General features: G+C 62.9%; 29 protein-coding genes and 1 tRNA gene. 25 read left to right on the top strand and 5 right to left on the bottom strand.

The features are described from left to right. The first annotated feature begins 4 nt into the window (after positions 1-4). The 4 genes from GTP41_RS12550 to GTP41_RS12565 all read left to right on the top strand — a co-directional run bounded on the left by GTP41_RS12550 (position 5) and on the right by GTP41_RS12565 (position 3,585). The gene (locus GTP41_RS12550; RefSeq protein WP_161025920.1) at positions 5-235 is read left to right on the top strand and encodes a hypothetical protein; all 231 of its coding nucleotides are present in this window, start codon (positions 5-7) and stop codon (positions 233-235) included. Positions 236-275: 40 nt separating this feature from the next. Continuing rightward, a complete protein-coding gene (locus tag GTP41_RS12555; RefSeq protein ID WP_161025921.1) occupies positions 276-737 on the top strand; it encodes a YciI family protein in 462 nt (153 codons plus the stop codon). Continuing rightward, complete coding sequence (locus GTP41_RS12560; RefSeq protein WP_161025922.1) at positions 734-2,107, top strand: serine hydrolase; 1,374 nt, start codon at positions 734-736, stop codon at positions 2,105-2,107. The genes GTP41_RS12555 and GTP41_RS12560 overlap by 4 nt, the downstream gene beginning before the upstream one ends. Positions 2,108-2,223: 116 nt before the next feature. Continuing rightward, complete coding sequence (locus GTP41_RS12565; protein ID WP_161025923.1) at positions 2,224-3,585, top strand: serine hydrolase; 1,362 nt, start codon at positions 2,224-2,226, stop codon at positions 3,583-3,585. A gap of 108 nt (positions 3,586-3,693) precedes the next feature. Here GTP41_RS12565 and GTP41_RS12570 read toward each other — a convergent pair whose 3' ends face one another. The 3 genes from GTP41_RS12570 to GTP41_RS12580 form a co-directional block, all read right to left on the bottom strand. Continuing rightward, a complete protein-coding gene (locus GTP41_RS12570; protein ID WP_161025924.1) occupies positions 3,694-4,113 on the bottom strand; it encodes a hypothetical protein in 420 nt (139 codons plus the stop codon). Between the two features lie 107 nt (positions 4,114-4,220). Beyond that, complete coding sequence (locus GTP41_RS12575; protein ID WP_161025925.1) at positions 4,221-4,631, bottom strand: hypothetical protein; 411 nt, start codon at positions 4,629-4,631, stop codon at positions 4,221-4,223. Positions 4,632-4,767: 136 nt separating this feature from the next. Next, complete coding sequence (locus GTP41_RS12580; protein WP_161025926.1) at positions 4,768-6,201, bottom strand: DUF7133 domain-containing protein; 1,434 nt, start codon at positions 6,199-6,201, stop codon at positions 4,768-4,770. Positions 6,202-6,346: 145 nt separating this feature from the next. On the opposite strand from GTP41_RS12580, the gene GTP41_RS27660 reads away from it, so the two are divergent. The 5 genes from GTP41_RS27660 (at position 6,347) to GTP41_RS12600 (ending at position 9,598) form a co-directional block, all read left to right on the top strand. Next, a complete protein-coding gene (locus tag GTP41_RS27660; protein ID WP_260115184.1) occupies positions 6,347-6,469 on the top strand; it encodes a hypothetical protein in 123 nt (40 codons plus the stop codon). A 28-nt stretch (positions 6,470-6,497) separates the two neighbouring features. After that, positions 6,498-7,262: a GIN domain-containing protein gene (locus GTP41_RS12585; RefSeq protein WP_308700852.1), complete on the top strand. Its 765-nt coding sequence runs from the start codon at positions 6,498-6,500 to the stop codon at positions 7,260-7,262. A gap of 41 nt (positions 7,263-7,303) precedes the next feature. Next, the gene (locus GTP41_RS12590) at positions 7,304-7,921 is read left to right on the top strand and encodes a tetratricopeptide repeat protein (RefSeq protein ID WP_161025927.1); all 618 of its coding nucleotides are present in this window, start codon (positions 7,304-7,306) and stop codon (positions 7,919-7,921) included. 78 nt (positions 7,922-7,999) lie between these two features. After that, entirely contained in the window at positions 8,000-8,578 is a 579-nt protein-coding gene (locus GTP41_RS12595) for a TMEM165/GDT1 family protein (protein WP_161025928.1), read from the top strand. Positions 8,579-8,617: 39 nt separating this feature from the next. Then, positions 8,618-9,598 carry an NAD(P)H-quinone oxidoreductase gene (locus GTP41_RS12600; RefSeq protein WP_161026120.1) on the top strand — a complete coding sequence of 327 codons (981 nt, stop codon included), beginning with the start codon at positions 8,618-8,620 and terminating at the stop codon, positions 9,596-9,598. Here GTP41_RS12600 and GTP41_RS12605 read toward each other — a convergent pair. Further along, on the bottom strand, positions 9,595-9,999 hold the full coding sequence (locus GTP41_RS12605) for a hypothetical protein (protein ID WP_161025929.1): 405 nt from the start codon (positions 9,997-9,999) through the stop codon (positions 9,595-9,597). The genes GTP41_RS12600 and GTP41_RS12605 overlap by 4 nt on opposite strands. Continuing rightward, positions 9,996-10,400: a hypothetical protein gene (locus GTP41_RS12610; RefSeq protein ID WP_161025930.1), complete on the bottom strand. Its 405-nt coding sequence runs from the start codon at positions 10,398-10,400 to the stop codon at positions 9,996-9,998. Before GTP41_RS12610 ends, GTP41_RS12605 begins: the two co-directional genes overlap by 4 nt. Before the next feature lie 74 nt (positions 10,401-10,474). Here GTP41_RS12610 and tpiA point away from each other — a divergent pair, with 74 nt between their 5' ends. From tpiA to GTP41_RS12690, 16 genes are all read left to right on the top strand, one after another. Continuing rightward, positions 10,475-11,221: a triose-phosphate isomerase gene (gene tpiA / locus GTP41_RS12615; RefSeq protein ID WP_161025931.1), complete on the top strand. Its 747-nt coding sequence runs from the start codon at positions 10,475-10,477 to the stop codon at positions 11,219-11,221. An 82-nt stretch (positions 11,222-11,303) separates the two neighbouring features. Beyond that, positions 11,304-11,777, top strand: coding sequence for a preprotein translocase subunit SecG (secG, locus tag GTP41_RS12620; RefSeq protein ID WP_161025932.1), 474 nt, complete (start codon positions 11,304-11,306; stop codon positions 11,775-11,777). A 96-nt stretch (positions 11,778-11,873) separates the two neighbouring features. Continuing rightward, positions 11,874-11,958, top strand: a tRNA-Leu gene (locus GTP41_RS12625). A 142-nt stretch (positions 11,959-12,100) separates the two neighbouring features. After that, positions 12,101-12,460, top strand: a complete 360-nt coding sequence (locus tag GTP41_RS12630) for an NADH-quinone oxidoreductase subunit A (protein ID WP_161025933.1) — start codon at positions 12,101-12,103, stop codon at positions 12,458-12,460. Between the two features lie 3 nt (positions 12,461-12,463). Next, entirely contained in the window at positions 12,464-12,940 is a 477-nt protein-coding gene (locus tag GTP41_RS12635; protein WP_028104278.1) for a NuoB/complex I 20 kDa subunit family protein, read from the top strand. 6 nt (positions 12,941-12,946) lie between these two features. After that, positions 12,947-13,537: an NADH-quinone oxidoreductase subunit C gene (locus GTP41_RS12640; protein WP_161025934.1), complete on the top strand. Its 591-nt coding sequence runs from the start codon at positions 12,947-12,949 to the stop codon at positions 13,535-13,537. Between the two features lie 3 nt (positions 13,538-13,540). Next, entirely contained in the window at positions 13,541-14,794 is a 1,254-nt protein-coding gene (locus GTP41_RS12645) for an NADH-quinone oxidoreductase subunit D (RefSeq protein WP_161025935.1), read from the top strand. A gap of 9 nt (positions 14,795-14,803) precedes the next feature. Then, positions 14,804-15,283, top strand: a complete 480-nt coding sequence (nuoE, locus tag GTP41_RS12650; protein WP_161025936.1) for an NADH-quinone oxidoreductase subunit NuoE — start codon at positions 14,804-14,806, stop codon at positions 15,281-15,283. Further along, positions 15,280-16,578 (top strand): NADH-quinone oxidoreductase subunit NuoF, encoded by a 1,299-nt coding sequence (gene nuoF, locus GTP41_RS12655; RefSeq protein WP_161025937.1) that lies wholly within the window; start codon positions 15,280-15,282, stop codon positions 16,576-16,578. The genes nuoE and nuoF overlap by 4 nt, the downstream gene beginning before the upstream one ends. Positions 16,579-16,590: 12 nt before the next feature. Then, positions 16,591-18,918 (top strand): NADH-quinone oxidoreductase subunit NuoG, encoded by a 2,328-nt coding sequence (nuoG, locus tag GTP41_RS12660; protein ID WP_161025938.1) that lies wholly within the window; start codon positions 16,591-16,593, stop codon positions 18,916-18,918. After that, positions 18,918-20,000: an NADH-quinone oxidoreductase subunit NuoH gene (gene nuoH, locus GTP41_RS12665; protein ID WP_161025939.1), complete on the top strand. Its 1,083-nt coding sequence runs from the start codon at positions 18,918-18,920 to the stop codon at positions 19,998-20,000. Before nuoG ends, nuoH begins: the two co-directional genes overlap by 1 nt. A 15-nt stretch (positions 20,001-20,015) precedes the next feature. Further along, positions 20,016-20,504: an NADH-quinone oxidoreductase subunit NuoI gene (nuoI, locus tag GTP41_RS12670; protein ID WP_161025940.1), complete on the top strand. Its 489-nt coding sequence runs from the start codon at positions 20,016-20,018 to the stop codon at positions 20,502-20,504. 19 nt (positions 20,505-20,523) lie between these two features. Beyond that, entirely contained in the window at positions 20,524-21,159 is a 636-nt protein-coding gene (locus GTP41_RS12675; RefSeq protein WP_161025941.1) for an NADH-quinone oxidoreductase subunit J, read from the top strand. Continuing rightward, entirely contained in the window at positions 21,156-21,464 is a 309-nt protein-coding gene (nuoK, locus tag GTP41_RS12680) for an NADH-quinone oxidoreductase subunit NuoK (RefSeq protein WP_028104269.1), read from the top strand. Before GTP41_RS12675 ends, nuoK begins: the two co-directional genes overlap by 4 nt. Positions 21,465-21,496: 32 nt before the next feature. Continuing rightward, positions 21,497-23,545, top strand: coding sequence for an NADH-quinone oxidoreductase subunit L (gene nuoL / locus GTP41_RS12685; RefSeq protein WP_161025942.1), 2,049 nt, complete (start codon positions 21,497-21,499; stop codon positions 23,543-23,545). 24 nt (positions 23,546-23,569) lie between these two features. Further along, positions 23,570-25,081 carry an NADH-quinone oxidoreductase subunit M gene (locus tag GTP41_RS12690; RefSeq protein ID WP_161025943.1) on the top strand — a complete coding sequence of 504 codons (1,512 nt, stop codon included), beginning with the start codon at positions 23,570-23,572 and terminating at the stop codon, positions 25,079-25,081. Positions 25,082-25,084: the final 3 nt, after the last annotated feature.

Consider the following 25,084-nt stretch of genomic DNA (forward strand, 5'->3'; position numbering starts at 1 on the left):
TGCCATGTCTTTTGCCCGCACCAGCGGGGCCGTGCTGCTTACCGCTTTGGCCTCGGCCCATACCTTTGCCGCCGACCCTAACCAGGTCGAGGCGGACGCCTTCGCCACCCGCCACGCCGAGCGGTGCATGTTGCACCACGATAACCCCGCAATGTGCGCCATGCTGACGGTTCAACTGGCCTCCCACCTGTATGGCATGGCGTTCGCCGACCAGGTGGCGCAAGCCTTGCGCTGACGTTACACTCTAGGCAATTCAAATAGCCTGGGGAGACGGAATGAAACCATTCGCATACGCGGTGTTGCTGGTGGCGCTGGCATGGGGTGGTGCGGCGCAGGCGCAGACGGCGCCGGCATACGATGCGGAACTGGCCAAGTCCCTGGGCGGCAACGACAACGGCATGCGCCGTTATGTGTTCGTGCTGTTGCGCAGCGGGCCGAACAAGGTGCCGGCCGGGCCCGAGCGCACGGAAATGTTCGCCGGCCACATGGCCAATATCCAGCGCCTGGCCAATGAGCGCAAGCTGGCTTACGCCGGCCCGCTGGATGGGGTGGATGGCGCGCGCGGCATCTTCATTTTCGCGGTGGAGAGCATCGACGAGGCCAAGGCCCTGGTGGCGACCGATCCTGTCATCGCCAAGGGCGAAATGGTGGCCGAGTATCACACCCACTTCGGCTCTGCGGGGCTGATGATGGTGAACCAGGTGCATGGCAAGATCAGCAAGCCGGCCGCCAAGTGAAGTTGACTACCGTCAGGCCGATTTTCCTGGCGCTGTTAGTGGCCATAGCCGCGCCGGTGCGGGCCGAGGCGCCGCTGGCGCAGCGGCTGGATGCCGCCTTGGCGCCCATGTTCAAACCCAATGCGCCGGGCGCCACGGTGATTGTGGTCAAGGACGGGGTGCCGGTCCTGCGCAAAGGCTACGGCCTGGCGGACGTGGATGCGGGGACGCCGCTGCAGGCGGATATGCAGCTGCGGCTCGGCTCCATTACCAAGCAGTTCACGGCGGTGGCAATCCTGATGCTGGCGGAGCAGGGCAAGCTGACGTTGCAGGATGATGTTACGCGCCTGCTGCCGGACTATCCCACGCGGGGCCAGCGCATCACCATTGCGCAGCTGCTGCAGCACACGGCGGGGCTTCCCAGCTACACCAATATGTTCAGCTTCGCGATGGTGGAGGACAAGGACAAGAGCGTGCAGCAGGTGATCGACTTCTTCAAGGACGATGCGCTGGACTTTACGCCGGGCGAGCGCTGGGCTTACAGCAATTCGGGCTATGTCCTGCTGGGCGCGATCATAGAAAAGGCGTCCGGCCTGTCGTATGCGGATTTCATCGCGCAGAACATCTTCGAGCCGCTCGGCATGCGCGACACGGCGTATGAGGGCCACGAACGCAGCGCCAAGCGGCGCGTGACCGGCTATCGCGCGGGCATTTTGGGCGGTTACCGGGCGGCGCCGGAGATCAGCATGGCGCTGCCGTATGCGGCGGGCGGCGTGGTTTCCACCGTGGACGACCTGGCGCGCTGGGATGCGGCGATCAGCGCCGGCAAGCTGCTCACGGCGGAAAGCTGGCAGCAAGCGTTCACGCCATGCCGCCTGCCTGGCGGCGGCAAATGCACGTATGGCTATGGCTGGCTGACCGGCAGCTTGCGCGGGCACCGGATGCTGTCGCACGGCGGCGATATTTCCGGCTTTAACAGCCAGGCGATCCGCCTGCCGGACGATAAGGTGTTCGTGGCGGTGCTGTCCAACGGCAGCCGCAGCGTGGTGAACATCGACCGCGCCGCTTTCACGGCGGCGGCCATGGCGGCTGGCGATCCTTTCCCGCCGCAGCGCGCCATCCCCATGGCCAAGCTGGCGCTGGCCGCTTTTGCCGGCAGCTACCGTATGGCGGATAGCGGCATGCGCACCATCAGTTTCGATGGCGGCGGCCTGCGCTTCGAACGCAGGGGGCGGCCGGGAGCCGGGCTGCGTCCCTATGCGGTGGATAAATTCTTCGTCGAAGGCTCGCTGTCGACGCTGGACTTCATGCGCGGGCCGGATGGGGCGGTGACCGGCTTCGTCCTGCACGGTACTTACGGCGACGAAAGCGCGCAGCGCGTCCTCAACTGACCTTCAACTGATCGGCGCCTGCCGCCATTCGCCCCCCGGGATCGACCATTCGTCGCCCCGGCGTGGCTGGCGCGGCAGGGCGGCGCTAGCATGCGGATTTTCGGGGAGGCCGGGCCATGACGAAACTATCAGCACTAGCGATCACTGCACTCATTCTCCTGCAAGCGCCGTTGGCAGGGGCGGAAACGCCACTGGAGCAGCGCATCGACGCCGCCCTGGCGCCCCTGTTCAAGCCGGACTGGCCGGGCGCCACGGTGATTGTTACGCGCGACGGCAAGCCGCTGTTCCGCAAGGCCTACGGCCTGGCCAGCTTGCCGGAAAAAACGCCGATGCAGCCGGAGATGCTGCTGCGTATCGGTTCCATTACCAAGCAGTTCACGGCGGTCGCCATCCTCCAGCTGGCGGAGCAGGGCAAGCTTGCGCTGCAGGACGATGTGCGCCAGCATCTGCCGGACTTTCCGGACAAGGGCCAGCGCATCACCATCGAGCACCTGCTGCAGCACACCTCCGGCATTCCCAATTACACCGAGCTGAAAGCCATGCGCAGCCTGCCCAAGGAGAACGTGGCGCTCGGCCAGGTGCTCGACATGTTCAAGGACGAAGCCCTGGAATTCGCGCCGGGCACGCAGCACAAGTACAGCAACTCCGGCTACTTCCTGCTTGGCATGGTGATCGAGAAGCTGTCCGGCAAGGCCTACCACGAATACCTGGCGCAGAACATCTTCGAGCCGCTGGGCATGCGCGATACCGCGCACGAGGGCAATGAGCGCAGCGCCAGGCGCCGCATCAATGGCTATCGCCTGGCGGGCAAGGAGATTGTGCCGGTGGCCGAGATCGACGTGAAGATCGCCTACGCCGCCGGCGCGCTGGTGACCACGGTGGACGATATGGCGCGCTGGGAGGCGGCGGTCAGCGGCGGCAAGCTGCTCAAGCCTGCCACCTGGCGCCAGGCCTTCACGGCGTGCCGCCTGCCGCAGGGCGCGCCCTGCCACTACGGCTACGGCTGGAATATCGGCACGCTGGCCGGGCACAAGATGATCCACCACGGCGGCTCCATTCCCGGCTTCACGGCGCAGGCCTTGCGCCTGCCGGACGACCAGGTCTTTGTCGCGGTGCTCACCAACGGCAACGGCGGTGCGCTCAACACCCAGGTCATCGCCTACACGGCCGCCGCCATCGCCATCGGCCAGCCCTTCCCGGAGCACAGGCCGATGGCGCTGGCGCCGGAGGCGCTGGACGCCTTTGTGGGCACCTATGTCGGCGCCGGGCAGACCCGGCGTGTGGTGCGGCGCGCGGGCGATCAGCTGACCCTGCAGCGCGACGGACGCGATGCCGTGCCGATCATGGCTTTCGGGCCGGACAGCTTCTTTATGGAGGGTTCGTTAGCGCGCCTGGAATTCCTGCGCGGCGCGGATGGTAAGGTGCGCGGCCTGCTGGTGCGCCAGCCGGGCGTGGATGAAACGGCGCTGCGCCAGTAACAAAAAGAGGCCGCCAGCGAACTTGCAAGCTGGCGACCCGGACGTGCCCGCGGCTAGCGCGTCTTCCTCGGTGCGTATGCCCGTGAGCTGAATCCCGCTTTGCTGTGCTTAGCGGGAGGCGAACCTGACATGGGTGGTTTGCAGCGGCAGGCCGGCCACGGATTTTTGCGTTTCATCGATATAGTACAGCTCACCGCTGACTGAATCATCTGCCCCGAACACCAGGTGCATGGCCATATTGCCGTTCAGAGCCTGGAACTTCCCGCTGCTGGAGCCGGTGATTTCGTGCTGGGTCTGCTCGTCAACCTGGGCATACATGCGCGTCGCTTTGCGCGTGAGGTAGAGGGTCTTGCCGTTGGAAAGCTCGTATGAACCTTTGTAGCGCGCAAAGTCGCCAGGGGACATATAACTACGCTGCGTTTGTGCCTCTTTCGAGGCGGGAATCACCACTTTCTGATCTCCGCTGCTTTGTGCGAATGCCGTTAAGGCGAACGCAAACAAGCTGCTGACAGCCACTAGCCGCTTCATGATTACCTCCATTGTGCTTTGGTGTGGCCAGGGTCTCAAAATGACCTGGCTCTTTCACTATAGTCCTCCGCGCTCAAACAATCTAGCACCGAGAATGTCCTTAGCGCTCAGCGCGCTGCAAATGCGATATGTGTTTTGATGGGAGATGTGCCGGCCACGCGCGGCGTAAAGCTCAATTCGCCGGTTGCGGTGTCGTCGTTGAGCCAGACGATGTTCATGGTCAGGCTGCCGTCGGCGGCTGTAAAGCGGCCGTCGCCATACCAGTGGATTTCCTGCCGGGCTTGCTGGCCAAGCTGGGCGTACAGGCGGACGGCGCCGCGTGTCAGCGTCAGGGTCTGGCCATTGGACAGGGCGTAGGCGCCCTGGTATTGGTAGAAGTCTTGCGGCGAGATGAGCCGGTGTTCTGCTTTGGCTTTCTGCGCGGGCACTACCACCGATTGGTCTGCGCCGGCGCTGCCCTGTGCCGCTGCGTTTGCAGCGACCAGTAACAAGCCGACGGCAGTTAAGGAATGCTTCATGTCTGCCTCCCGTTCAGGACCAAGCGTGCCTTTATAAATTTATGTCAGGCACTTCCAATATAGCCTTGGTGCGAGCGGGTGGCATTTCAATATTTTGATTGAAGGCGCGGTGCCGATACGCTTTGCATATGCCCGATCAGGGGCGGTACGTAACGCGATACACCTTGTGCGCGTGGTCGTCGGAAACCAGTATCGAACCATCCGGCATCACGGCGACATCGACCGGACGGCCACTGACTTCTTCGTTCTGCAGGAAGCCGTCAATAAAGGCGGTATCGCTCAGCACCTTGTTGCCATGCAGGGTCAGCAGGCGCACCTGGTAGCCGATTTTGTTGGCGCGGTTCCAGGAGCCGTGCTCCGCGATCAGCAGCTGGTTGCGGTACTGTTCGGGGAACTGGGTGCCGGTGTAGAAGGCCAGGCCGAGCGACGCCACGTGCGGGCCCAGCGCGGCCACCGGGGCGCTGTAGCTGTCGCAGTTCTTGCCTTGGCCGAACTGCGGGTCGAGCAGGGCGCCGGCGTGGCAGTAGGGGAAGCCGAAGTGCATGCCGGGGCGCGGCGCGATATTCAACTCGTCCGATGGCAGGTTGTCGCCCAGCTCATCGCGGCCGTTATCGGTGAACCACATCTCCTTGGTTTGCGGGTGCCAGGTGAAGCCGACGGTGTTGCGCACGCCGCGCGCGAACAGTTCCCAGTTGCTGCCGTCGGGGTTCATGCGCCAGATTTTCGCGTAGGCCTCGTCGTCCTTGTCGCAGACGTTGCAGGGCGCGCCGATCGGCACATAGATCTTGCCGTCCGGGCCGGCTTTGATGTACTTCTCGCCGTGCCAGGTGTCGGTCGGCAGGTCGTTCTTGATGACCTTGTAGGCGGGCTTGCTGGCGTAGGTTTTTTCGATGTCGTCGAACTTGATGATGCGCGAAATCTCGCCCACGTACAGCGCGCCGTTGAGCAGCGTGACGCCGATCGGCTTGTTCAGGCCTTCGGCCACGGTGACCACTTTCTCGGCCACGCCATCCTTGTCGGCATCGACCAGGGCGTAGACTTTGCCGGCCTTGCGCGAGCCGACGAAGGCCAGGCCGCTGTCGGTGACGGCCAGCTCGCGCGCGCTCTCCACCTTGTCGGCGTAGACGGCGATGTGGAAGCCTTTCGGCAGCTTGAGGTTGGCGAGGGCAGGGGCGGCCGGCGCGGCCGTGCCGACGGCTGCCGGGGCGGCGCCGGCAGCCTGGCGCGCGGCGACATTGGTCGGCATCAGGTACTCGGCCAGCTGGCTGATTTGGGTGGCGTTCAGCTGCTTGTCCCAGCCGGGCATGCCTTTCTCAGGCACGCCTTTGCCGATCAGGCGCACCAGGTTGGCCTTGGTGGGCTGGCCGTGCAGCCAGGCGGCGTCGGCCAGGCTGGGCCCGGTGGCGCCTTCCAGGGCCTTGCCGTGGCACTGGGCGCAGTTGGCCAGGTACAGCTTGTGGGCAGCGCTGACGGTGGCCGGCGCAGCGGGGGCGGACGGGGCGGAATGGGCGCTGGGCGCCAGCAGCGCGGCGGCGGCCACGGCGGCCAGCAGCGATGGGGTCTTGATCATTGTATTTCCCTGTGGAATGACAAAAAGGCTGGCGAATTATCCGCCTGTTCCCTGTTTTTTGCATTTCGTCGCATAGGGCGGGACGCTGGCGGGGGGCGCCGATAAGATGGAACCATCGAAAAACCCAGTCTCCAGGAGCCGCAACATGAAAATCGCTAAACACATGGAAGCCATCTTCGTCGCCACCCTGTTGCTGCTCGGTGGTATTAATATGGCAACCAGCGCTTTCCCCGAGCTGCCCTTTGTCGTGGTGGCAGCCAACCTGTGATAATGCGCCGATGACTTCCCAAGGATACATGATGAAGAAACCATTCCAGATTGGCCTGCTGCTGACCGCGTTCTGTTTGTGCCTGGGCCTGGCCCGCGCTGAGGACACGACCACGGAATCGCGGGCCATCGATGCGCGCGTGGTGCGCGTCAAGCTCGACGGTGTGATCGACCTCAAGCTGCGCCGCGGCGACACGCCGGCCCTGAACATCACCACCGACAAGCGCTACGTCAGCAAGGTGACGGCGGTGCAGACCGGCGACACGCTCTACCTCGATACGGAAAGCCGTGGCGTCAAACTCAAGTCGGCTGCCGTGAAGGTGGAGCTGGTGTTGCCGCACTTGCGCGAGCTGGTGTCGGATGGCGTGGGCACGTCCGAAGTGAGCGGTTTTAGCGGCGACCACATCGACCTGACCCTGGACGGCGCCGGCAGCATGAAGGTGGTGTGCGACTACAAGAAACTGAAGGCCAACCTGGGCGGCGTGGGCAGCATGCATGTGTGGGTGACCGAGAACGAGAATGTGGACCTGGACCTGCAGGGCGCGGGCTACATCACGATCGGCGGCCGCAGCAAGAACCTGCGCGCCACGCTGGGCGGCCTGGGCGGCCTGAATGCGCAGCAGTTCAAGGCGGAAGATGTGAACCTGGAGTTGAGCGGCCTGGGTAACGCGACCATCAACGCTTCGGTGAATGCCAACCTGAACCTGAGCGGACTGGGTTCCGTGACCGTGTACGGCAAGCCGACCAACCGCAACGTCAGCGTGGACGGGCTGGGCAAGGTGAGCTGGAAGTAAAGAAAATTTGCAGTGCATAAAACAGATAAATTCTAAGCACCATGACAAAACTACGAGGCGTATTACTCGCAATCGGCATCGCGCTGGGGCTGCAGGCCAGCGCCCATGCCGGCTTTGCGGAAGGGGCCACGGCGTATAACAACAAGAACTATGCGCTGGCCTATAAGGAGATCCTGCCGTTGGCCAAGGCGGGCAATACGGATGCCGAGCATCTGCTCGGCTTGATGTACTACATGGGGCGGGGCGTGCCGCAGGACTATAAGCAGGCGCTGGCCTGGCACCGCAAGGCGGCCACCAAGGGCAAGGCGGATGCGCAGTATGTGGTCGGGGCCATGTACTACACCGGCAATGCGGTGATCCAGGATCACAAGGAGGCGGTGACCTGGTTCCGCAAGGCGGCGGAGCAGGGGCATGCGGATGCGCAGCAGGTGCTGGGGCTGATGTACCGGTACCACATCGGCGGTATGCCGCAGGATAATGTGATTGCGTATATGTTGTGGAACCTGGCGGCGGCGGGCGGGTCGTCGAATGCGGCGGAGCAGCGTGCGGCCGTGGCGCGCGGCATGACGCAGGAGCAGATTGAGGAAGGACAGGCGCTGTCGTCGGCCTGGAAGCGGGGGACGCCGTTGCCGCGGGCTTCGCGGACGGGGGGCGGCTGAACCCGGGAAGTCGGGGTCTGACCCTGCCGTCACGGGTTATAATGCGCGCCCCACACGTGGCCGGCATCCAAACACCTCATGGAATCCCTGTTCGTCTCAACCGGCGTTGTCGCCCTGGCCGAAATCGGCGACAAGACCCAGCTGCTGGCCTTCCTGCTGGCCGCGCGCTTCAAGAAGCCGCTGCCCATCGTGGCCGGCATCCTGGTCGCCACCATCTTCAACCACGCCCTGGCCGGCGCGCTAGGCGCCTGGATCACCTCCCTGCTTACGCCGGAAGTGCTGCGCTGGGTGCTGGGCCTGTCCTTCCTCGGCATGGCCGCCTGGACCCTGGTGCCGGACAAGATCGAGGAAGACGAAACCAATATCGCCACCCGCTTCGGCGTGTTCGGCGCCACCCTGGTGACCTTTTTCCTGGCCGAGATGGGCGACAAGACCCAGGTCGCCACCGTGGCCATGGCCGCCCACTATCCGGAGCCGCTGCTGGTGGTGGCCGGCACCACGCTCGGCATGCTGATCGCCGACGTGCCCGCCGTCTTCGCCGGCGACAAGCTGGCCGCGAAAATCCCGCTCAAGCTGGTGCACGGCATCGCCGCCGCCATGTTCGCCGCGCTGGGCCTGGCGACCCTGCTCGGCATGGGCGCGCGTTTCGGTGTGTAAGCGCTACAATCGCCTCTTTCCCGAAGAGGTGAGCCGATGATGCGAGCAATCGAAATCCCGAAACCCGGCGCGGCCGATGTGCTGCGCCTGTGCGAACGCCCGCTGCCGGTGGCAGGGCAGGGCGAACTGCGCATCCGCGTGCACGCCGCCGGCATCAACCGGCCGGACGTGTTCCAGCGCATGGGCAGCTATGCGCCGCCGCCCGGCGCGACCGATATCCCCGGCCTGGAAGTGGCGGGCGAAATCGTCGATGGCGACCTGGCCGCGAGCGGCTTCAAGGTGGGCGATATGGTGTGCGCGCTGGTGCAGGGCGGTGGCTACGCGGAGTACGTGACGGCGCCGGTCGAGCAATGCCTGCCGGTGCCGCGCGGCCTGTCGCCGCTGGAGGCGGCCTCGCTGCCGGAGACCTTCTTTACCGTGTGGAGCAATGTGTTCGACCGCGCCCAGCTGGGCCGGGGCGAGACCTTGCTGGTACAGGGCGGCACGTCCGGCATCGGCGTGACGGCAATCCAGCTGGCGACGGCGCTCGGCCACCGCGTGTTCGCCACCGCGGGCAGCGACGACAAGGCGCGCGCTTGCGAGAAGCTGGGCGCGGCGCGCGGCATCAACTACCGCACCGAGGACTTTGCGGCGGTGGTGCGCGAGCTGACCGGCGATACAGGGGTCGATGTGATCCTCGATATGGTGGGCGGCGACTACCTGCCGCGCGAGATCAGCTGCCTGGCCGACGACGGCCGCATCGCGCTCATCGCGCTGCTGGGCGGGAGCAAGGGGATGCTGGACATGGGGCAGGTGCTGCGCCGCCGCCTGACCATCACCGGTTCCACGCTGCGTCCGCGCTCGGTGGCCTTCAAGGCCGCCATCGCGCGCCAGCTGCGCGCCAAAGTGTGGCCGCTGATCGAGGCGGGCGATATCAAGCCGGTGATCTATGAGAGCTTCCCGCTGGAGCAGGCCGCCAAGGCGCATGCCTTGATGGAGGGCAGCACCCATGTCGGCAAGATCATGCTGCAGGTGCTTTAAGGCTTGGTGCGGGTTTTCAGGTGGGCCAGCCCGGCCACCAGGGCGGAGCCCCAGCAGAAGGCGTAGGCAAGCAGCAGGACGAATATGCCTACAATGCCAACCCCGACGCCGGCGTAGCCCGTGGCGCCTTTTATCAAAGCCAGCACGGGGAAGGTCAGCGCCACCGGCAATGCCAGCAGGGGCAGCACTGAGCGGCGCAGCAGGGCCGGGCGCTCCTGGTCGCCGCGCCGCTGGCGCAGGCTGCGCCAGGTGAGCAGCGGCCACGCCAGCAGCAGCACGGCAGGGAAGGCAACTTCACTCCTTAGCAGCCACGCCAGGATGATGGCCAGCACCAGGGCCTGCAAAAAGCCCACCACGCACCCCATGAGGAAACGCCACAACGTCCCGAGCAGCGCCCTCATAGCGCCACCTCGCGCCCGCCCAGCAGGCAGGTGATGGCGGCGCCGAGCCAGCCCACGAGCACCGTAGTGGCGCCCGCAGCGCACATGATCATAAAGACAATGCCGCCGGCATAGCCGCCCGGCAGCTCGACCACGCGGAACATGATGACGCTGGCGGCGGGCGGCAACAGCAGCAGGCTGCCGACCAGGTGCAGGCGGAAGGTGTGGCGGCGTCCGACCTCGCGCCCGTGCTGGCAGCGCAGCGCCAGGGCGGGCCAGGCCAGGAGCAGGGTGCCGCCGGTGGCGGCCAGGAACAGGATGGCGGAACCGCTGTCCACGCCCAGCGACAGCGCCCCGGCCAGCATGGCCAGCGGCAGGGTCAGTGCAAAAGCGGAAAAGATGTCAGAAAGTTTATTTTTCATGGCCGTGGAGTCTAGCGTTTGACCCGGCTTTGGGGCGCACGCTACAATTACGGGTTATTAAAAATTAAGCTACTATGCGACGCAAACTCGTAATCGGTAACTGGAAAATGAACGGCAGCCGTGCCGCCAACAGCACCCTGTTGGCAGGTATCAAGGCTGGCCTGGGTGACGCAAAGGCCGATACCGCGGTCTGCGTCCCGGCCCCGTATCTGGCACAATGCCAGGCTGAACTCACCGGCAGCCCGATCGCCTGGGGTTCGCAGGATGTGTCGGCGCACGCCTCGGGTGCCTTCACCGGCGAGGTCTCGGCGGCCATGCTGCTGGACTTCGGCAGCAAGTTCGCGCTTGTCGGCCACTCGGAGCGTCGCTCCTATCACCAGGAAAGCAGCGCCCTGGTCGCGCAGAAGGCCCTGGCGGCGGTGAATGCCGGCCTGGTGCCGGTGGTTTGCGTGGGCGAGACGCTGGACGAGCGCGAGGCTGGCAAGACCGCCGACGTGGTGGGCGCGCAACTGGATGCGGTGCTGGAGGTGCTGGGCACCGGGCAACTGGCTAAGATCGTGCTGGCTTATGAGCCGGTATGGGCGATCGGCACCGGCAAGACCGCTACCCCGGCCATGGCGCAGGAAGTGCACGCACTGCTGCGCGCGCGGGTGGCGCAGAAAGATGCGGCAGCTGCGGCCGGCATGCAGATCCTGTATGGTGGCAGCATGAAGCCGGAAAACGCCGCCGAACTGCTGGCGCAGCCGGATATCGACGGCGGCCTGATTGGCGGCGCGGCACTGAAGGCGGCGGATTTCCTCGCCATCATCGGCGCGGCATAAAGAACACGGCGCGGCGCGCACGCGCCGCGCAGTCCGGGTGGCGCCCGGCGAAGCAGGGCACTTTTATTATTTAAGGAATAGCATGAACTCTTTGTTCAATCTGATTATCGTAGTGCAGGTCATCTCCGCCGTGGCGATCATTGGCCTGGTATTGCTGCAGCATGGTAAGGGCGCCGATATGGGCGCGGCCTTCGGCTCCGGCGCGTCCGGCAGCCTGTTCGGCGCCTCCGGCTCCTCCAATTTCCTGTCCAAGTCGACCGCGGCCGCCGCCGCCATCTTCTTCGCAGCGACCCTGGGCCTGTCGGTCCTGGCCAGCAAGGGCAATGTGTCGGCTGGCGCGGGCGTGATGGATAACGTCAAAGCCCCGGCCGTGGTGGAAGGCGCTGGCGCCATCCCGTCGGCGGCCCCGGCTCCGGCCCCGGCTCCTGCGAATTCGGTTCCCGCCGCAGTGGAAGCGCCTGCCGCCGCCCCTGCGCCAGCGGCTGCCGCGCCTGCGGCTTCCCCGGCAGCGTCGGCCCCGGCGGCGGCGGCTCCTGCCGCGTCGCCTGCGAAGTAAAACTGGCAATTTTAAAATTTTTGCCGCTTTTCTTCTTGATTCTGCGCAATGTGCATTAACAAAGGCGTGATGACAGTGTAGAATAGCGGCCTTAATGCCGACGTGGTGAAATTGGTAGACACGCTATCTTGAGGGGGTAGTGGCGCAAGCTGTACGAGTTCGAGTCTCGTCGTCGGCACCAAGCAAAAAATCAAAGAGCCAGCAGGTCGTATGAATGTGAAATTCATGGCTTAGCTGGTTTTTTTACGAGGATGTGTCGTTTGATCCTGGTCTCAGCTTTAAATGATTGGGGTCGAGCGTAATTCAACTAAAGCTTACCAATCGTGAACCTCGAAAATTACTTCCCAGTTCTTCTTTTCCTGCTCGTCGGCCTCGGTGTCGGCGTAGTCCCGCAAGTGCTGGGCCATATCCTTGGCCCGAACAAGCCCGATGCGGCCAAGCTCTCCCCTTACGAGTGCGGCTTCGAAGCTTTTGAAGACGCGCGTATGAAATTCGACGTGCGCTACTACCTCGTCGCAATTTTGTTCATTCTGTTCGACCTTGAAACTGCATTCTTCTTCCCATGGGGTGTCTCCATGCGTGAACTGGGCTGGCAGGGTTACGTGACGATGATGGTATTCATCGCCGAATTCGTGGTCGGTTTTTGGTATATCTGGAAGAAAGGTGCCCTTGATTGGGAATAAGCCATGTCTATTGAAGGCGTATTTAACGAAGGCTTCATCACCACTACCTTTGACACAGTAATCAACTGGGCGCGTACGGGTTCCATGTACCCGATGACGTTCGGTCTGGCTTGCTGTGCAGTGGAGATGATGCATGCTGGTGCGGCCCGTTACGACCTGGAGCGTTTCGGTTTCATGTTCCGTCCGTCGCCACGTCAATCCGACGTGATGATCGTGGCCGGCACCCTGTGCAACAAGATGGCGCCCGCGCTGCGCAAGGTCTACGACCAGATGCCGGATCCGCGCTGGGTGATCTCGATGGGTTCCTGCGCCAATGGCGGCGGCTACTACCACTACTCCTACTCGGTGGTGCGCGGCTGCGACCGTATCGTGCCGGTGGACGTGTATGTGCCGGGCTGCCCGCCGACCGCGGAAGCCCTGCTGTACGGCATCCTGCAGCTGCACAACAAGATCAAGAAGACCAATACGATCGCGCGCTAAGACCATATGAACACACATCTGCAAACACTGGTCACCGCCCTGGAACAAAAGCTGGGCGAGCGGGCCTCCCTCGTCGTCGCGCTGGGCGAGGTGACGATTACAGTCAAATCTGGGGACTACTACCAGGTAATGCAAGAGCTGCGCGACGACGCAGCTTTGCGTTTTGATACGCTGATCGACTTGTGCGGCGTCGACTACCAGACCTACGGTGAAGGCACCTGGGACGGCCTGCGCTTCGCGGCCGTGACCCACCTGCTGTCGGTTCAGAAGAACTGGCGCCTGCGCGTGCGCGTCTTCGCGCCCGACGACGAAATGCCGATCGTGGCCTCGGTAACCCCGATCTGGCGCGCCGCCAACTGGTTCGAGCGCGAAGCGTTCGACCTGTACGGCATCATCTTCGAAGGCCACAACGACCTGCGCCGCATCCTGACCGACTACGGTTTCATCGGCCACCCATTCCGCAAGGACTTCCCTGTGTCCGGCTACGTGGAAATGCGCTACGACGCGGAGCAGAAGCGCGTGGTGTACCAGCCTGTGACCATCGAGCCGCGCGAAAACGTGCCGCGCGTGATCCGCGAAGAAAACTACGGGAAGTAAGAAATGGCTGAAATTAAGAATTACACCCTGAACTTTGGTCCGCAGCACCCGGCAGCGCACGGCGTGCTGCGCCTGGTGCTGGAGCTGGACGGTGAAGTGATCCAGCGCGCCGACCCGCATATCGGCCTGCTGCACCGCGCCACCGAAAAGCTGGCCGAGCAGAAGACCTACCTGCAATCCGTGCCGTACATGGACCGCCTGGACTACGTGTCCATGATGTCCAACGAGCACGCCTACGTGATGGCGATCGAAAAGCTGCTGGGTCTGGAAGTGCCGATCCGCGCCCAGTACATCCGCGTCATGTTCGACGAGATCACGCGCCTGCTGAACCACCTGCTGTGGCTGGGCGCGCACGCGCTGGACGTGGGCGCCATGGGCCCGTTCCTGTACGCCTTCCGCGACCGCGAAGACCTGATGGACTGCTACGAAGCGGTGTCCGGCGCGCGCATGCACGCGGCCTACTACCGCCCGGGCGGCGTGTACCGCGACCTGCCGGACTCGATGCCGCAGTACAAGGCGTCGCTGATCCGCAACGCCAAAGCGCTGGCCGAACGTAACGAAAACCGCCAGGGTTCCCTGCTCGACTTCGTGGAAGACTTCACCAAGCGCTTCCCGACCTACGTCGACGAATACGAAACCCTGCTGACCGACAACCGTATCTGGAAACAGCGTACCGTCGGCATCGGCGTGGTCTCGCCGGAAGACGCGATGGCCATGGGCTTCACCGGCGCCATGCTGCGCGGTTCGGGCATCGCCTGGGACGTGCGCAAGAAGCAGCCGTACGAGGTCTACGACAAGATGGACTTCGACATCCCGGTCGGCACCAACGGCGACTCGTATGACCGCTACCTGGTGCGTATCGAAGAGATGCGCCAGTCGAACAAGATCATCAAGCAGTGCGTGGCCTGGCTGAAAGCCAATCCGGGTCCTGTCATGACCAGCAACCGCAAGGTGGCGCCGCCGTCGCGCGTGGACATGAAGACCAATATGGAATCGCTGATCCACCACTTCAAGCTGTTCACCGAAGGCTTCCACGTGCCGGAAGGCGAGGCGTACAGCGCGGTGGAACACCCGAAAGGCGAATTCGGCATCTACCTGATCTCCGATGGCGCCAACAAGCCATACCGTATGAAGATCCGCGCACCGGGCTTTGCCCACCTGCAGGGTCTGGACGAAATGTCGCGCGGCCACATGATCGCCGACGCCGTGACCATCATCGGTACCCAGGACATCGTTTTCGGTGAAATCGACCGCTAAGGGCTAGAAATGCTGTTATCCCAAGAATGCTATAAAAAAATCGACCGCGAGTTGGCCAAGTATCCGGCCGACCAGCGCCAGTCGGCCGTGATGGCCTCGCTGGCCCACGCCCAGGTGGAACTGGGCTGGCTGTCGCCAGAAACCATGAAGGAAATCGCGGACTACATCCGCATGCCGGCCATCGCCGTGCAGGAAGTCGCGACTTTCTACAATATGTACAACCTGAAGCCGGTCGGCAAGCACAAGATCACCGTGTGCACCAACCTGCCTTGCGCATTGTCCGGCGGCGTGAAAGCGGCCGAGCACCTGAAGGCCAAGTTCGGCATCGACTTCCGCGGCACCACCGAAGACGGTGAGTTCACCCTGATGGAAGGCGAATGCATGGGCGCCTGCGGCGACGCACCGGTCATCCTGGTCAACAACCACCGCATGTGTTCCCACATGAGCAACGATAAACTGGACGCCCTCGTGGAGGAGCTCAAGAAATGACTTCCCTGCACGACCGTCACATCAATCCGCTGATCCTGAAGGATCTGAACGGCGACAACTGGCACCTGGCCGACTACGTGAAACGTGGCGGCTATTCGGCGCTGCGCCGCATCATCGAAGAGAAGATCCCGCAAGAGCAGATCATCGCCGACCTGAAGACCTCCGGCCTGCGCGGCCGCGGCGGCGCCGGTTTCCCGACCGGCCTGAAATGGTCCTTCATGCCGCGCCAGTTCCCTGGCCAGAAGTACCTCGTCTGCAACACCGACGAAGGCGAGCCGGGCACGTTCAAAGACCGCGACATCATCCGCTTCAATCCGCACTCGCTGATCGAAGGCATGGCCATCGGCGCTTACGCCATGGGCATCACCGTCGGCTACAACTATATCCACGGCGAGATTTTCCAGGACTACCTGCGTTTTGAAGAAGCGCTGGAAGAGGCGCGCGCCGCCGGCTTCCTGGGCAATAACATCATGGGTTCGGACTTCAGCTTCCAGCTGCACGCGCACCACGGTTACGGCGCCTACATCTGCGGCGAAGAAACCGCGCTGCTGGAATCGCTGGAAGGCAAAAAAGGCCAGCCGCGCTTCAAGCCGCCATTCCCGGCCTCGTTCGGCCTGTACGGCAAGCCGACCACCATCAACAACACCGAGACCTTCGCGGCCGTCCCGTTCATCCTGAACATGGGCGCCGAGAACTATCTGGCGCTGGGCAAGCCGAACAACGGCGGCACCAAGATCTTCTCGATCTCGGGCGACGTTGAGCGTCCAGGCAACTACGAAGTCCCGCTGGGCACTCCGTTCGCCAAGCTGATGGAACTGGCCGGCGGCATGCGCGGCGGCAAAAAGATCAAGGCTGTGATCCCGGGCGGCTCCTCCGCCCCGGTGGTGCGCGGCGAGATCATGATGCAGACCGACCTCGATTACGATTCGATCGCCAAAGCCGGCTCCATGCTCGGTTCCGGCGCCGTGATCGTGATGGACGAGACGCGCTGCATGGTGAAAGCCCTGGAACGTCTGTCCTACTTCTACTTTGAAGAGTCGTGCGGCCAATGCACTCCGTGCCGTGAAGGCACCGGCTGGATGTACCGCATGATCCACCGCATCGAAAACGGCCAGGGTCGTCCGACCGACCTGGACATGCTGAACTCCATCGCCGACAACATCCAAGGCCGCACCATCTGCGCGCTGGGCGATGCTGCCGCAATGCCGGTACGCGCCTTCGTCAAGCAGTTCCGCGAAGAATTTGAATATCACGTCGAACACAAGCACTGCCTGGTGCCTGTTTCGGCTTACTAAGCTGCGATTATCATGGTTGAAATCGAAATTGACGGCAAAAAGGTAGAAGTCCCTGCGGGTAGCATGGTGATGGACGCCGCCAACAAGCTGGGCACCTACATCCCGCACTTCTGCTATCACAAGAAATTGTCGATCGCCGCGAACTGCCGTATGTGCCTGGTCGAAGTGGAAAAGGCGCCTAAGCCTTTGCCAGCATGCGCCACGCCGGTATCGGCGGGCATGGTTGTGAAATCCGCCTCCGACAAGGCTGTGCAAGCACAGAAGTCGGTGATGGAATTCCTGCTGATTAACCACCCGCTGGATTGCCCGATCTGCGACCAGGGCGGTGAGTGCCAGCTGCAGGATCTGGCCGTGGGTTACGGCAAGATGGAATCGCGCTACGAGGAAGAGAAGCGCGTGGTGCCGCCCAAGGCTGGCAGCGCGCTGGTGGCGATGGAAGAAATGTCGCGTTGCATCCACTGCACCCGTTGCGTGCGCTTTGGCCAGGAAGTGGCCGGCGTGATGGAACTGGGCATGCTGGGCCGCGGCGAGCATTCCGAGATCACCACCTTCGTCGGCGAAGCAGTGAGCTCCGAAATGTCGGGCAATATGATCGACCTGTGCCCGGTCGGCGCGCTGACCTCGCGTCCGTTCCGCTACAGCGCCCGTACCTGGGAACTGTCGCGCCGCAAATCGGTCTCGCCGCACGACTCCACCGGCGCCAACCTGATCGTGCAAGTGAAGCAGGGTTCGGTGAAGCGCGTGCTGCCATTCGAAAACGACGACGTCAACGAATGCTGGATCTCGGACAAGGACCGCTACTCCTACGAAGCGCTGGACAGCGCCGAGCGCCTGACCAAGCCGATGCTGAAGCAGGGCGGCGAATGGAAGGAAGTGGACTGGCAAGTGGCGCTGGAATACGTGGCGCACGGCCTGAAGAACATCAAGCACGAACACGGCGCCGATGCGCTGGCCGCTTACGCGACCGCGCATTCGACCGTGGAAGAACTGGCCCTGCTGAAGAAGCTGATGCACGGCGTGGGTTCCGAGAACGTCGACTTCCGTCTGCGCCAGAGCGATTTCGCGCTGGACGGCGAAGTCAAGCCTTGGCTGGGCATGCCGATCGCCGAACTGTCGCAGCTGCAGCGCGTGTTCGTGATCGGTTCCTTCCTGCGTAAGGACCACCCGCTGTTCGCGACCCGCATCCGCGCGGCGGTGAAAGCCGGCGGCAAGCTGTCCGTGCTGCACGCGGCTGATACCGAAAACCTGATCACCACCGCCAACAAGATCATCGCTGCGCCATCCGACTGGCTGGCTGCGCTGTCCGGCGTGGTGGCTGCTGTGGCCAAGTCCAAAGGCGTGGCCGCTCCGGCCGGCTTCGAAAACGTGGTGGCATCGGCCAACGCGGAAGCGATTGCCGAATCCCTGATCGGCGGCGAGCGCAAGGCGATCTTCCTGGGTAACGCCGCTGTGGCGCATCCGGAAGCGTCCAAGCTGCACGCTGCGGCGCAGTGGATCGCGGAACAGACCGGCGCCAAGCTGGGCTACCTGACCGAAGCCGCCAACACCGTGGGCGGCTACCTGGTCGGCGCCACTGCGAAGAACGCTGCACCGGCCTTCTCGCAACAGAAGAAAGCCTACGTCCTGCTGAACGCCGAGCCAGAACTCGACGCAGCCAACCCGCAAGCTGCCAAGGCTGCGCTGCACGCCGCCGACATGGTGGTGGTGCTGTCCGCCTTCAAGCATGGCGCCGACTACGCCGACGTGCTGCTGCCGATCGCGCCGTTCGCCGAGACTTCCGGCTCCTTCGTCAATGCCGAAGGCCGCCTGCAGTCCTTCAACGGCACCGTCAAGCCGGCGGGCGAAGCGCGTCCGGCCTGGAAGGTGCTGCGCGTGCTGGGCAACATCCTGGGCCTGGGCGGTTTCGACTACGAGACCTCGGAATCGATCCGCGACGAACTGTTCGAAAAAGGCGCCGACCTGTCGGCCAAGCTGTCGAACGTGTCGCGCAAAGCCGCTGTTGCCGGCGTACCGTTCGCGGTGCAAGGCCTGCAGCGTCTGGCCGATGTGCCGATCTACTTCGCTGACGCCCTGGTGCGCCGTTCCGGCCCGCTGCTGGCGACGGTCGACGCCGCCGCGCCGAAAGCCTACCTGTCCGCCGCCACCGCGCAGCAGATCGGTGTGCAGGCCGGCGACAAGGTCGAAGTGAAGCAGGGCTCCGGCTTTGCGATCCTGGAAGCCGCCATCGAAGCCGGCCTGCCGGCCAACGTGGTGCGCGTGTCTGCCGCCCATGCATCGACCTCGATGCTGGGCGCGATGTTCGGTGAAATCACCGTGGCTAAAGCAGGGGAGGGCAAGTAATGGCTCTGCCAGATATGATTGATTCGATTAAAGCAATGGGCGAGGCCAACCTCGGCACCTTCTGGCCGTTCGTCTGGACCATGGCCAAGATCCTGTGCGTGACCCTGCCGCTGATGGGCCTGGTTGCCTACCTGACCCTGTGGGAGCGTAAGCTGCTGGGCTGGATCCAGATCCGTATCGGCCCCAACCGCGTGGGCCCGAACGGCCTGCTGCAGCCGATCGCCGACGCGCTGAAACTGCTGTTCAAAGAGATCATCGTCCCGACCAAGTCGAACAAGTCCCTGTTCTTCATCGGTCCTGTGATGACCATCATGCCGGCGCTGGCATGCTGGGTGGTGGTGCCGTTCGCTCCGGGCGCGGCCCTGGCCGACGTCAACGCCGGCCTGCTGCTGATCATGGCGATCGCCTCGATGGAGGTGTACGGCATCATCATCGCCGGCTGGTCCGCCAACTCGAAGTACTCCTTCATGGGCGCGATGCGTGCATCGGCACAGATGGTGTCCTACGAAATCGCCATGGGCTTCTGCCTGGTGATCGTGCTGATGGTGGCAGGTTCCCTGAACCTGTCGGAAATCGTCGCCGGCCAGCAGAAGGGCATGATGGCCGACATGGGCCTGAACCTGCTGTCGTGGAACTGGCTGCCGCTGCTGCCGATCTTCGTGGTGTACCTGGTGTCCGGCCTGGCCGAATGCAACCGCCACCCGTTCGACGTGGTGGAAGGCGAGTCCGAGATCGTCGGCGGCCACATGGTCGAATACGGCGGCATGGCTTACGCCATGTTCTTCCTGGCGGAATACGCCAATATGATCTTGATCTCGCTGCTGGCGTCGATCATGTTCCTGGGTGGCTGGTCCGCTCCGATCGCAGCGCTGGAATTCGGCGGCGTGTTCGGCGGCTTCTTCTGGCTGTTCATCAAGACCTTCTTCATCGTATCGCTGTTCATCTGGACGCGCGGCACCTTCCCGCGCTACCGCTATGACCAGATCATGCGTTTGGGCTGGAAAGTATTCATCCCGCTGACCCTGTTCTACCTGGTGGTCGTGGCGACCTGGATGCAGACCTCCTGGAATATTTGGAAGTAAGAGAGCGAATACGAAATGGACCGATTGAAAGACTTCTTCGGCAGCTTCTTGCTGACCGAACTGTTCAAGGGGATGGCGCTGACCGGCAAATACATGTTTGCCAAGAAGATCACCGTCCAATTCCCGGAAGAGAAAACCCCGATCTCGCCGCGCTTCCGCGGCCTGCACGCCCTGCGCCGTTATCCAAACGGAGAAGAGCGCTGCATCGCCTGCAAACTGTGCGAAGCAGTTTGCCCGGCGATGGCGATCACCATCGAATCGGAGCAGCGTGACGACGGCAGCCGCCGCACCACGCGCTACGACATCGACCTGACCAAGTGCATCTTCTGCGGCTTCTGCGAAGAATCCTGCCCGGTGGACTCGATCGTCGAGACGCACGTACTGGAATACCACGGCGAAAAACGCGGTGACCTGTACTACACCAAGGAAATGCTGCTGGCCGTGGGCGACCGCTACGAAGCGGAAATCGCGGCCAACCGCGAAGCCGACGCCAAGTACCGCTGATCGCCGAGGTTAAAGAAAAATGAACTTCACTACTTTCCTGTTCTATGCGTTTGCCACCATCCTGGTGCTGGCATCGCTGCGCGTGATTACCGCGCGCAACCCGGTGCACGCTGCGCTGTTCCTGGTGCTGGCCTTCTTCCAGGCGGCCGGCATCTGGATGCTGCTCAAAGCGGAATTCCTGTCCATCGTGCTGGTGCTGGTGTATGTCGGCGCGGTCATGGTCCTGTTCCTGTTCGTCGTGATGATGATCGATATCGACCTCGACAAGCTGCGGGCGGGCTTCTGGAACTACCTGCCGGTGGCCTCCATCGTGGGCGGCGTGATCGTGCTGGAAATGGCTGCCGTGATCTGGCGCGCCTTCCCGTCCAACGGCGGCGCCGTTGTGCCGGAAGCGGCCAACACCATCGGCCAGACCAAGGCCCTGGGCCTGCTGATCTACACCGAGTACATCCTGGCGTTTGAAATCGCCGCGGTGGTGCTGCTGGTGGCGATCGTGGCCGCCGTGGCACTGACCCTGCGCAAGCGCAAAGACACCAAGCACTTCGACCCGGCCGATGCGGTCCGCGTCAAGCGTAATGACCGCCTGAAGATCGTGAAGATGGACGCCACCGTCCACGCCCCGGTCGCTCCGGTGGAAACGAAGGAGGCACCATGACTTTATCCCTGGCTCACTACCTGGTCCTGGGCGCGATCCTGTTCGCGATCTCGATCGTCGGTATTTTCCTGAACCGCAAGAACGTCATCGTCCTGCTGATGGCCATCGAACTGATGCTGCTGGCAGTGAACATGAACTTCATCGCGTTCTCGCACTACCTGGGCGACGCGGCCGGGCAGATCTTTGTCTTCTTCATCCTGACCGTGGCGGCCGCCGAATCGGCAATCGGCCTCGCGATCCTGGTGGTGATGTTCCGTAACCTGGACACCATCAACGTGGAAGACCTGGACAGCCTCAAAGGCTAAGTTAAATCCTCGAATAATAGATAAGGTAAATCATGACGGGGCAACTTAACCCAACCCTCCTTCTGGCCGTACCGCTGGCGCCATTGGCAGGTTCCGCTATCGCGGGCCTGTTCGGCACCAAGTTCTTCGGCAACGTCGTTGGCCGCAAGGTGGCGCATAGCGCGACCATCCTGGGCGTGCTGATCGCTTTCCTGATCTCGTTCCAGACCCTGCTGCAGGTGATGGACGGCGCCACCTACAACGGCGACCTGTACACCTGGATGACCGTGGGCAGCGTCAAGCTGGCCGTGGGCTTCCAGATCGACACGCTGACGGCGATGATGATGAACGTGGTGACGTTCGTCTCGCTGATGGTGCACATCTACACCATCGGCTACATGGCGGAAGACGAAGGCTACAACCGCTTCTTCTCCTACATTTCGCTGTTCACCTTCTCCATGCTGATGCTGGTGATGTCGAACAACTTCCTGCAGCTGTTCTTCGGCTGGGAAGCGGTGGGCCTGGTGTCCTACCTGCTGATCGGTTTCTGGTACACCCGCCCGACCGCCATCTTCGCCAACATGAAGGCCTTCCTGGTCAACCGTGTCGGTGACTTCGGCTTCATCCTGGGCATTGGCCTGATCCTGGCCTACACCGGTTCCATGGACTACCAGGAAGTGTTCGCCAAGAAGGATGCGCTGATCAACGGTACCCTGGCGGGCACCGACTGGGCCATCATCTCGGTCGCCTGTATCTGCCTGTTCATCGGCGCCATGGGCAAGTCGGCGCAGTTCCCGCTGCACGTCTGGCTGCCTGACTCGATGGAAGGCCCGACCCCGATTTCGGCGCTGATCCACGCGGCGACCATGGTTACCGCCGGTATCTTCATGGTGACCCGCATGTCGCCGCTGTTCGAAATGTCGGACGCCGCGCTGTCGGTGATCCTGGTGGTGGGTTCGATCACCGCGCTGTTCATGGGCTTCATGGGCATCATCCAGAACGACATCAAGCGCGTGGTGGCTTACTCCACCCTGTCGCAGCTGGGCTACATGACCGTGGCGCTGGGCGCCTCGGCCTACTCGGTGGCCGTGTTCCACCTGATGACCCACGCCTTCTTCAAAGCGTTGCTGTTCCTGGGCGCCGGCGCCGTCATCATGGCGATGCACCACGACCAGGACATCCGCAATATGGGCGGCCTGAAGAAGTACCTGAAGATCATCTGGATCACCTCGCTGCTGGGCTCCCTGGCGCTGATCGGTACCCCGCTGTTCTCCGGCTTCTACTCGAAAGACATGATCATCGAAGCCGTGCATGCCACCACCATCCCAGGTGCCGGCTTTGCCAACTTCGCTGTGCTGGCTGGCGTGTTCGTGACCGCGTTCTACTCGTTCCGTATGTACTTCCTGGTGTTCCATGGCCCGGAGAACTTCGGCAAGGAACACCACCACGACCACGATTCGCACCACGCGGATGAAGGCGAAGAGGACGACCACGGCCATCACGGCCTGGCCCCGGGCGAGAAGCCGCATTCGCCAGGCCTGGTGGTGACCCTGCCGCTGATCCTGCTGGCCATCCCGTCCGTCGTGATCGGCGCGATCGCGATCAAGCCTATGCTGTTCGGCGACTTCTTCAAGGGCGTGATCTACGTCGGCGAGAACCACGGCGCGATGGAAGCACTGCGTCACCACTTCCACGACTGGCTCGGCATGGCCATGCACTCGGTGCAGACCGCGCCGTTCTGGCTGGCACTGGCCGGCGTGGCGACGGCGTACTACTGCTACATGGTCAACCCGAAGGTGCCTGCCGCCTTCTACAAGACCCTGAAGCCGCTGCACACCCTGCTGGACAACAAGTACTACATGGACAAGTTCAACGAGGCTGTCTTTGCCCGCGGCGCACGCCTGCTGGGCGAGGGCCTGTGGTCGGTGGGCGACAAGGCCATCATCGACGGCCTGCTGGTGAACGGTTCGGCCAAAGTGGTGGGCTGGTTCTCCAGCCTGACCCGCGTGCTGCAGACCGGCTACATCTATCACTACGCCTTCGTGATGATCCTCGGTATCCTGGGCTTCCTGGTGTACTTCCTGCCGTTTTGGCACGCTTAACAGCTGACGCAAAAGAGATAACAAATGCAGTCAACGATTAATACTCTACCTCCTTACCTCAGCCTCTCGATCTGGCTGCCGATTGTTTTCGGCCTGATCGTGCTGGCCATCGGCCGCGATTCGCGCGCTGGCATGGTACGCGTGCTGTCGCTGCTCGGCGCCATCGTTTCGCTGGTGCCGACCATCCCGCTGTTCACGCAGTTCGACAAAGCGGCGCACGGCATGCAGTTCGTGGAAAAGGCGCCGTGGATCGAGCGCTTCAACATCTTCTACTCGCTGGGCGTCGACGGCCTGTCGATGTGGTTCATCCCGCTGACCGCCTTCATCACCATCATCGTGGTGATTTCGGCGTGGGAAGTGATCACCGAACGCGTGGCGCAGTACATGGGCGCGTTCCTGATCCTGTCGGGCCTGATGATCGGCGTGTTCGCCGCCATGGACGGCCTGCTGTTCTACTTCTTCTTTGAAGCGACCCTGATCCCGATGTACATCATCATCGGCGTCTGGGGTGGTGCCAACCGCATCTACGCCGCGTTCAAGTTCTTCCTGTACACCTTCTTCGGCTCGCTGCTGACGCTGGTCGCGATCATCTACCTGTACAACCAGTCGCAAAGCTTCGATATCCTGGCCTGGCACAAGCTGCCGCTGTCGATGACGGAGCAGGGCCTGATCTTCTTCGCCTTCTTCATGGCCTTCGCCGTGAAGGTGCCGATGTTCCCGGTCCACACCTGGCTGCCGGACGTCCACGTGGAAGCGCCGACCGGCGGTTCCGCCGTGCTGGCCGCGATCATGCTGAAGCTGGGCGCTTACGGCTTCCTGCGATTCTCGCTGCCGATCGCGCCTGACGCGTCGCGCGAATACGCCTGGATCATCATCGGCCTGTCGCTGGTGGCGGTGATCTACATCGGCCTGGTGGCCCTGGTGCAGAAAGACATGAAGAAACTGGTGGCGTATTCGTCCATCGCGCACATGGGCTTCGTGACCCTGGGCTTCTTCATGTTCAACGAGATGGCAGTGCAGGGCGGTATCGTGCAGATGGTGTCGCACGGCTTCATCTCCGGCGCCATGTTCCTGTGCATCGGCGTGCTGTACGACCGCATGCACTCGCGCCAGATCGCCGACTACGGTGGCGTTGTGAACAAGATGCCTAAGTTCGCCGCACTGTTCATCCTGTTCTCCATGGCCAACTGCGGCCTGCCAGCCACCTCCGGCTTCGTGGGCGAGTTCATGGTGATCCTGGGCGCGGTGCAGTTCAACTTCGTGACCGGCATCGCGGCGGCGACCGCCCTGATCTTCGGCGCGGCTTACTCCCTGTGGATGGCCAAGCGCGTGATCTTCGGCGCCATCACCAACCCGCACGTGGAAGAACTGACCGACGTTAACAACCGCGAGTTCCTGATGCTGGGCATCCTGGCGATCGCCGTCCTGTTCATGGGCCTGTATCCGGCTCCGTTTACCGACGTGATGCAAGTATCCGTGGCCGACCTGCTGGCGCATGTCGAACAGAGCAAGCTGCCAGCCGTAGTGGCCCCTTGATAG

Origin of the sequence: Pseudoduganella guangdongensis, assembly GCF_009857475.1 — a bacterium.
Taxonomy (GTDB): domain Bacteria; phylum Pseudomonadota; class Gammaproteobacteria; order Burkholderiales; family Burkholderiaceae_D; genus Rugamonas; species Rugamonas guangdongensis.

Bases quoted from the DNA above. Each gene is read 5' to 3' on its own strand.
- GTP41_RS12550 (WP_161025920.1), top strand. From the start codon at position 5: ATGTCTTTTGCCCGCACCAGCGGGGCCGTGCTGCTTACCGCTTTGGCC.
- GTP41_RS12555 (WP_161025921.1), top strand. From the start codon at position 276: ATGAAACCATTCGCATACGCGGTGTTGCTGGTGGCGCTGGCATGGGGT.
- GTP41_RS12565 (WP_161025923.1), top strand. From the start codon at position 2,224: ATGACGAAACTATCAGCACTAGCGATCACTGCACTCATTCTCCTGCAA.
- GTP41_RS12570 (WP_161025924.1), bottom strand. From the start codon at position 4,113: ATGAAGCGGCTAGTGGCTGTCAGCAGCTTGTTTGCGTTCGCCTTAACG.
- GTP41_RS12575 (WP_161025925.1), bottom strand. From the start codon at position 4,631: ATGAAGCATTCCTTAACTGCCGTCGGCTTGTTACTGGTCGCTGCAAAC.
- GTP41_RS12580 (WP_161025926.1), bottom strand. From the start codon at position 6,201: ATGATCAAGACCCCATCGCTGCTGGCCGCCGTGGCCGCCGCCGCGCTG.
- GTP41_RS27660 (WP_260115184.1), top strand. From the start codon at position 6,347: ATGAAAATCGCTAAACACATGGAAGCCATCTTCGTCGCCACCCTGTTG.
- GTP41_RS12585 (WP_308700852.1), top strand. From the start codon at position 6,498: ATGATGAAGAAACCATTCCAGATTGGCCTGCTGCTGACCGCGTTCTGT.
- GTP41_RS12590 (WP_161025927.1), top strand. From the start codon at position 7,304: ATGACAAAACTACGAGGCGTATTACTCGCAATCGGCATCGCGCTGGGG.
- GTP41_RS12595 (WP_161025928.1), top strand. From the start codon at position 8,000: ATGGAATCCCTGTTCGTCTCAACCGGCGTTGTCGCCCTGGCCGAAATC.
- GTP41_RS12600 (WP_161026120.1), top strand. From the start codon at position 8,618: ATGCGAGCAATCGAAATCCCGAAACCCGGCGCGGCCGATGTGCTGCGC.
- GTP41_RS12605 (WP_161025929.1), bottom strand. From the start codon at position 9,999: ATGAGGGCGCTGCTCGGGACGTTGTGGCGTTTCCTCATGGGGTGCGTG.
- GTP41_RS12610 (WP_161025930.1), bottom strand. From the start codon at position 10,400: ATGAAAAATAAACTTTCTGACATCTTTTCCGCTTTTGCACTGACCCTG.
- tpiA (WP_161025931.1), top strand. From the start codon at position 10,475: ATGCGACGCAAACTCGTAATCGGTAACTGGAAAATGAACGGCAGCCGT.
- secG (WP_161025932.1), top strand. From the start codon at position 11,304: ATGAACTCTTTGTTCAATCTGATTATCGTAGTGCAGGTCATCTCCGCC.
- GTP41_RS12635 (WP_028104278.1), top strand. From the start codon at position 12,464: ATGTCTATTGAAGGCGTATTTAACGAAGGCTTCATCACCACTACCTTT.
- GTP41_RS12640 (WP_161025934.1), top strand. From the start codon at position 12,947: ATGAACACACATCTGCAAACACTGGTCACCGCCCTGGAACAAAAGCTG.
- GTP41_RS12645 (WP_161025935.1), top strand. From the start codon at position 13,541: ATGGCTGAAATTAAGAATTACACCCTGAACTTTGGTCCGCAGCACCCG.
- nuoE (WP_161025936.1), top strand. From the start codon at position 14,804: ATGCTGTTATCCCAAGAATGCTATAAAAAAATCGACCGCGAGTTGGCC.
- nuoF (WP_161025937.1), top strand. From the start codon at position 15,280: ATGACTTCCCTGCACGACCGTCACATCAATCCGCTGATCCTGAAGGAT.
- nuoG (WP_161025938.1), top strand. From the start codon at position 16,591: ATGGTTGAAATCGAAATTGACGGCAAAAAGGTAGAAGTCCCTGCGGGT.
- nuoH (WP_161025939.1), top strand. From the start codon at position 18,918: ATGGCTCTGCCAGATATGATTGATTCGATTAAAGCAATGGGCGAGGCC.
- nuoI (WP_161025940.1), top strand. From the start codon at position 20,016: ATGGACCGATTGAAAGACTTCTTCGGCAGCTTCTTGCTGACCGAACTG.
- GTP41_RS12675 (WP_161025941.1), top strand. From the start codon at position 20,524: ATGAACTTCACTACTTTCCTGTTCTATGCGTTTGCCACCATCCTGGTG.
- nuoK (WP_028104269.1), top strand. From the start codon at position 21,156: ATGACTTTATCCCTGGCTCACTACCTGGTCCTGGGCGCGATCCTGTTC.
- nuoL (WP_161025942.1), top strand. From the start codon at position 21,497: ATGACGGGGCAACTTAACCCAACCCTCCTTCTGGCCGTACCGCTGGCG.
- GTP41_RS12690 (WP_161025943.1), top strand. From the start codon at position 23,570: ATGCAGTCAACGATTAATACTCTACCTCCTTACCTCAGCCTCTCGATC.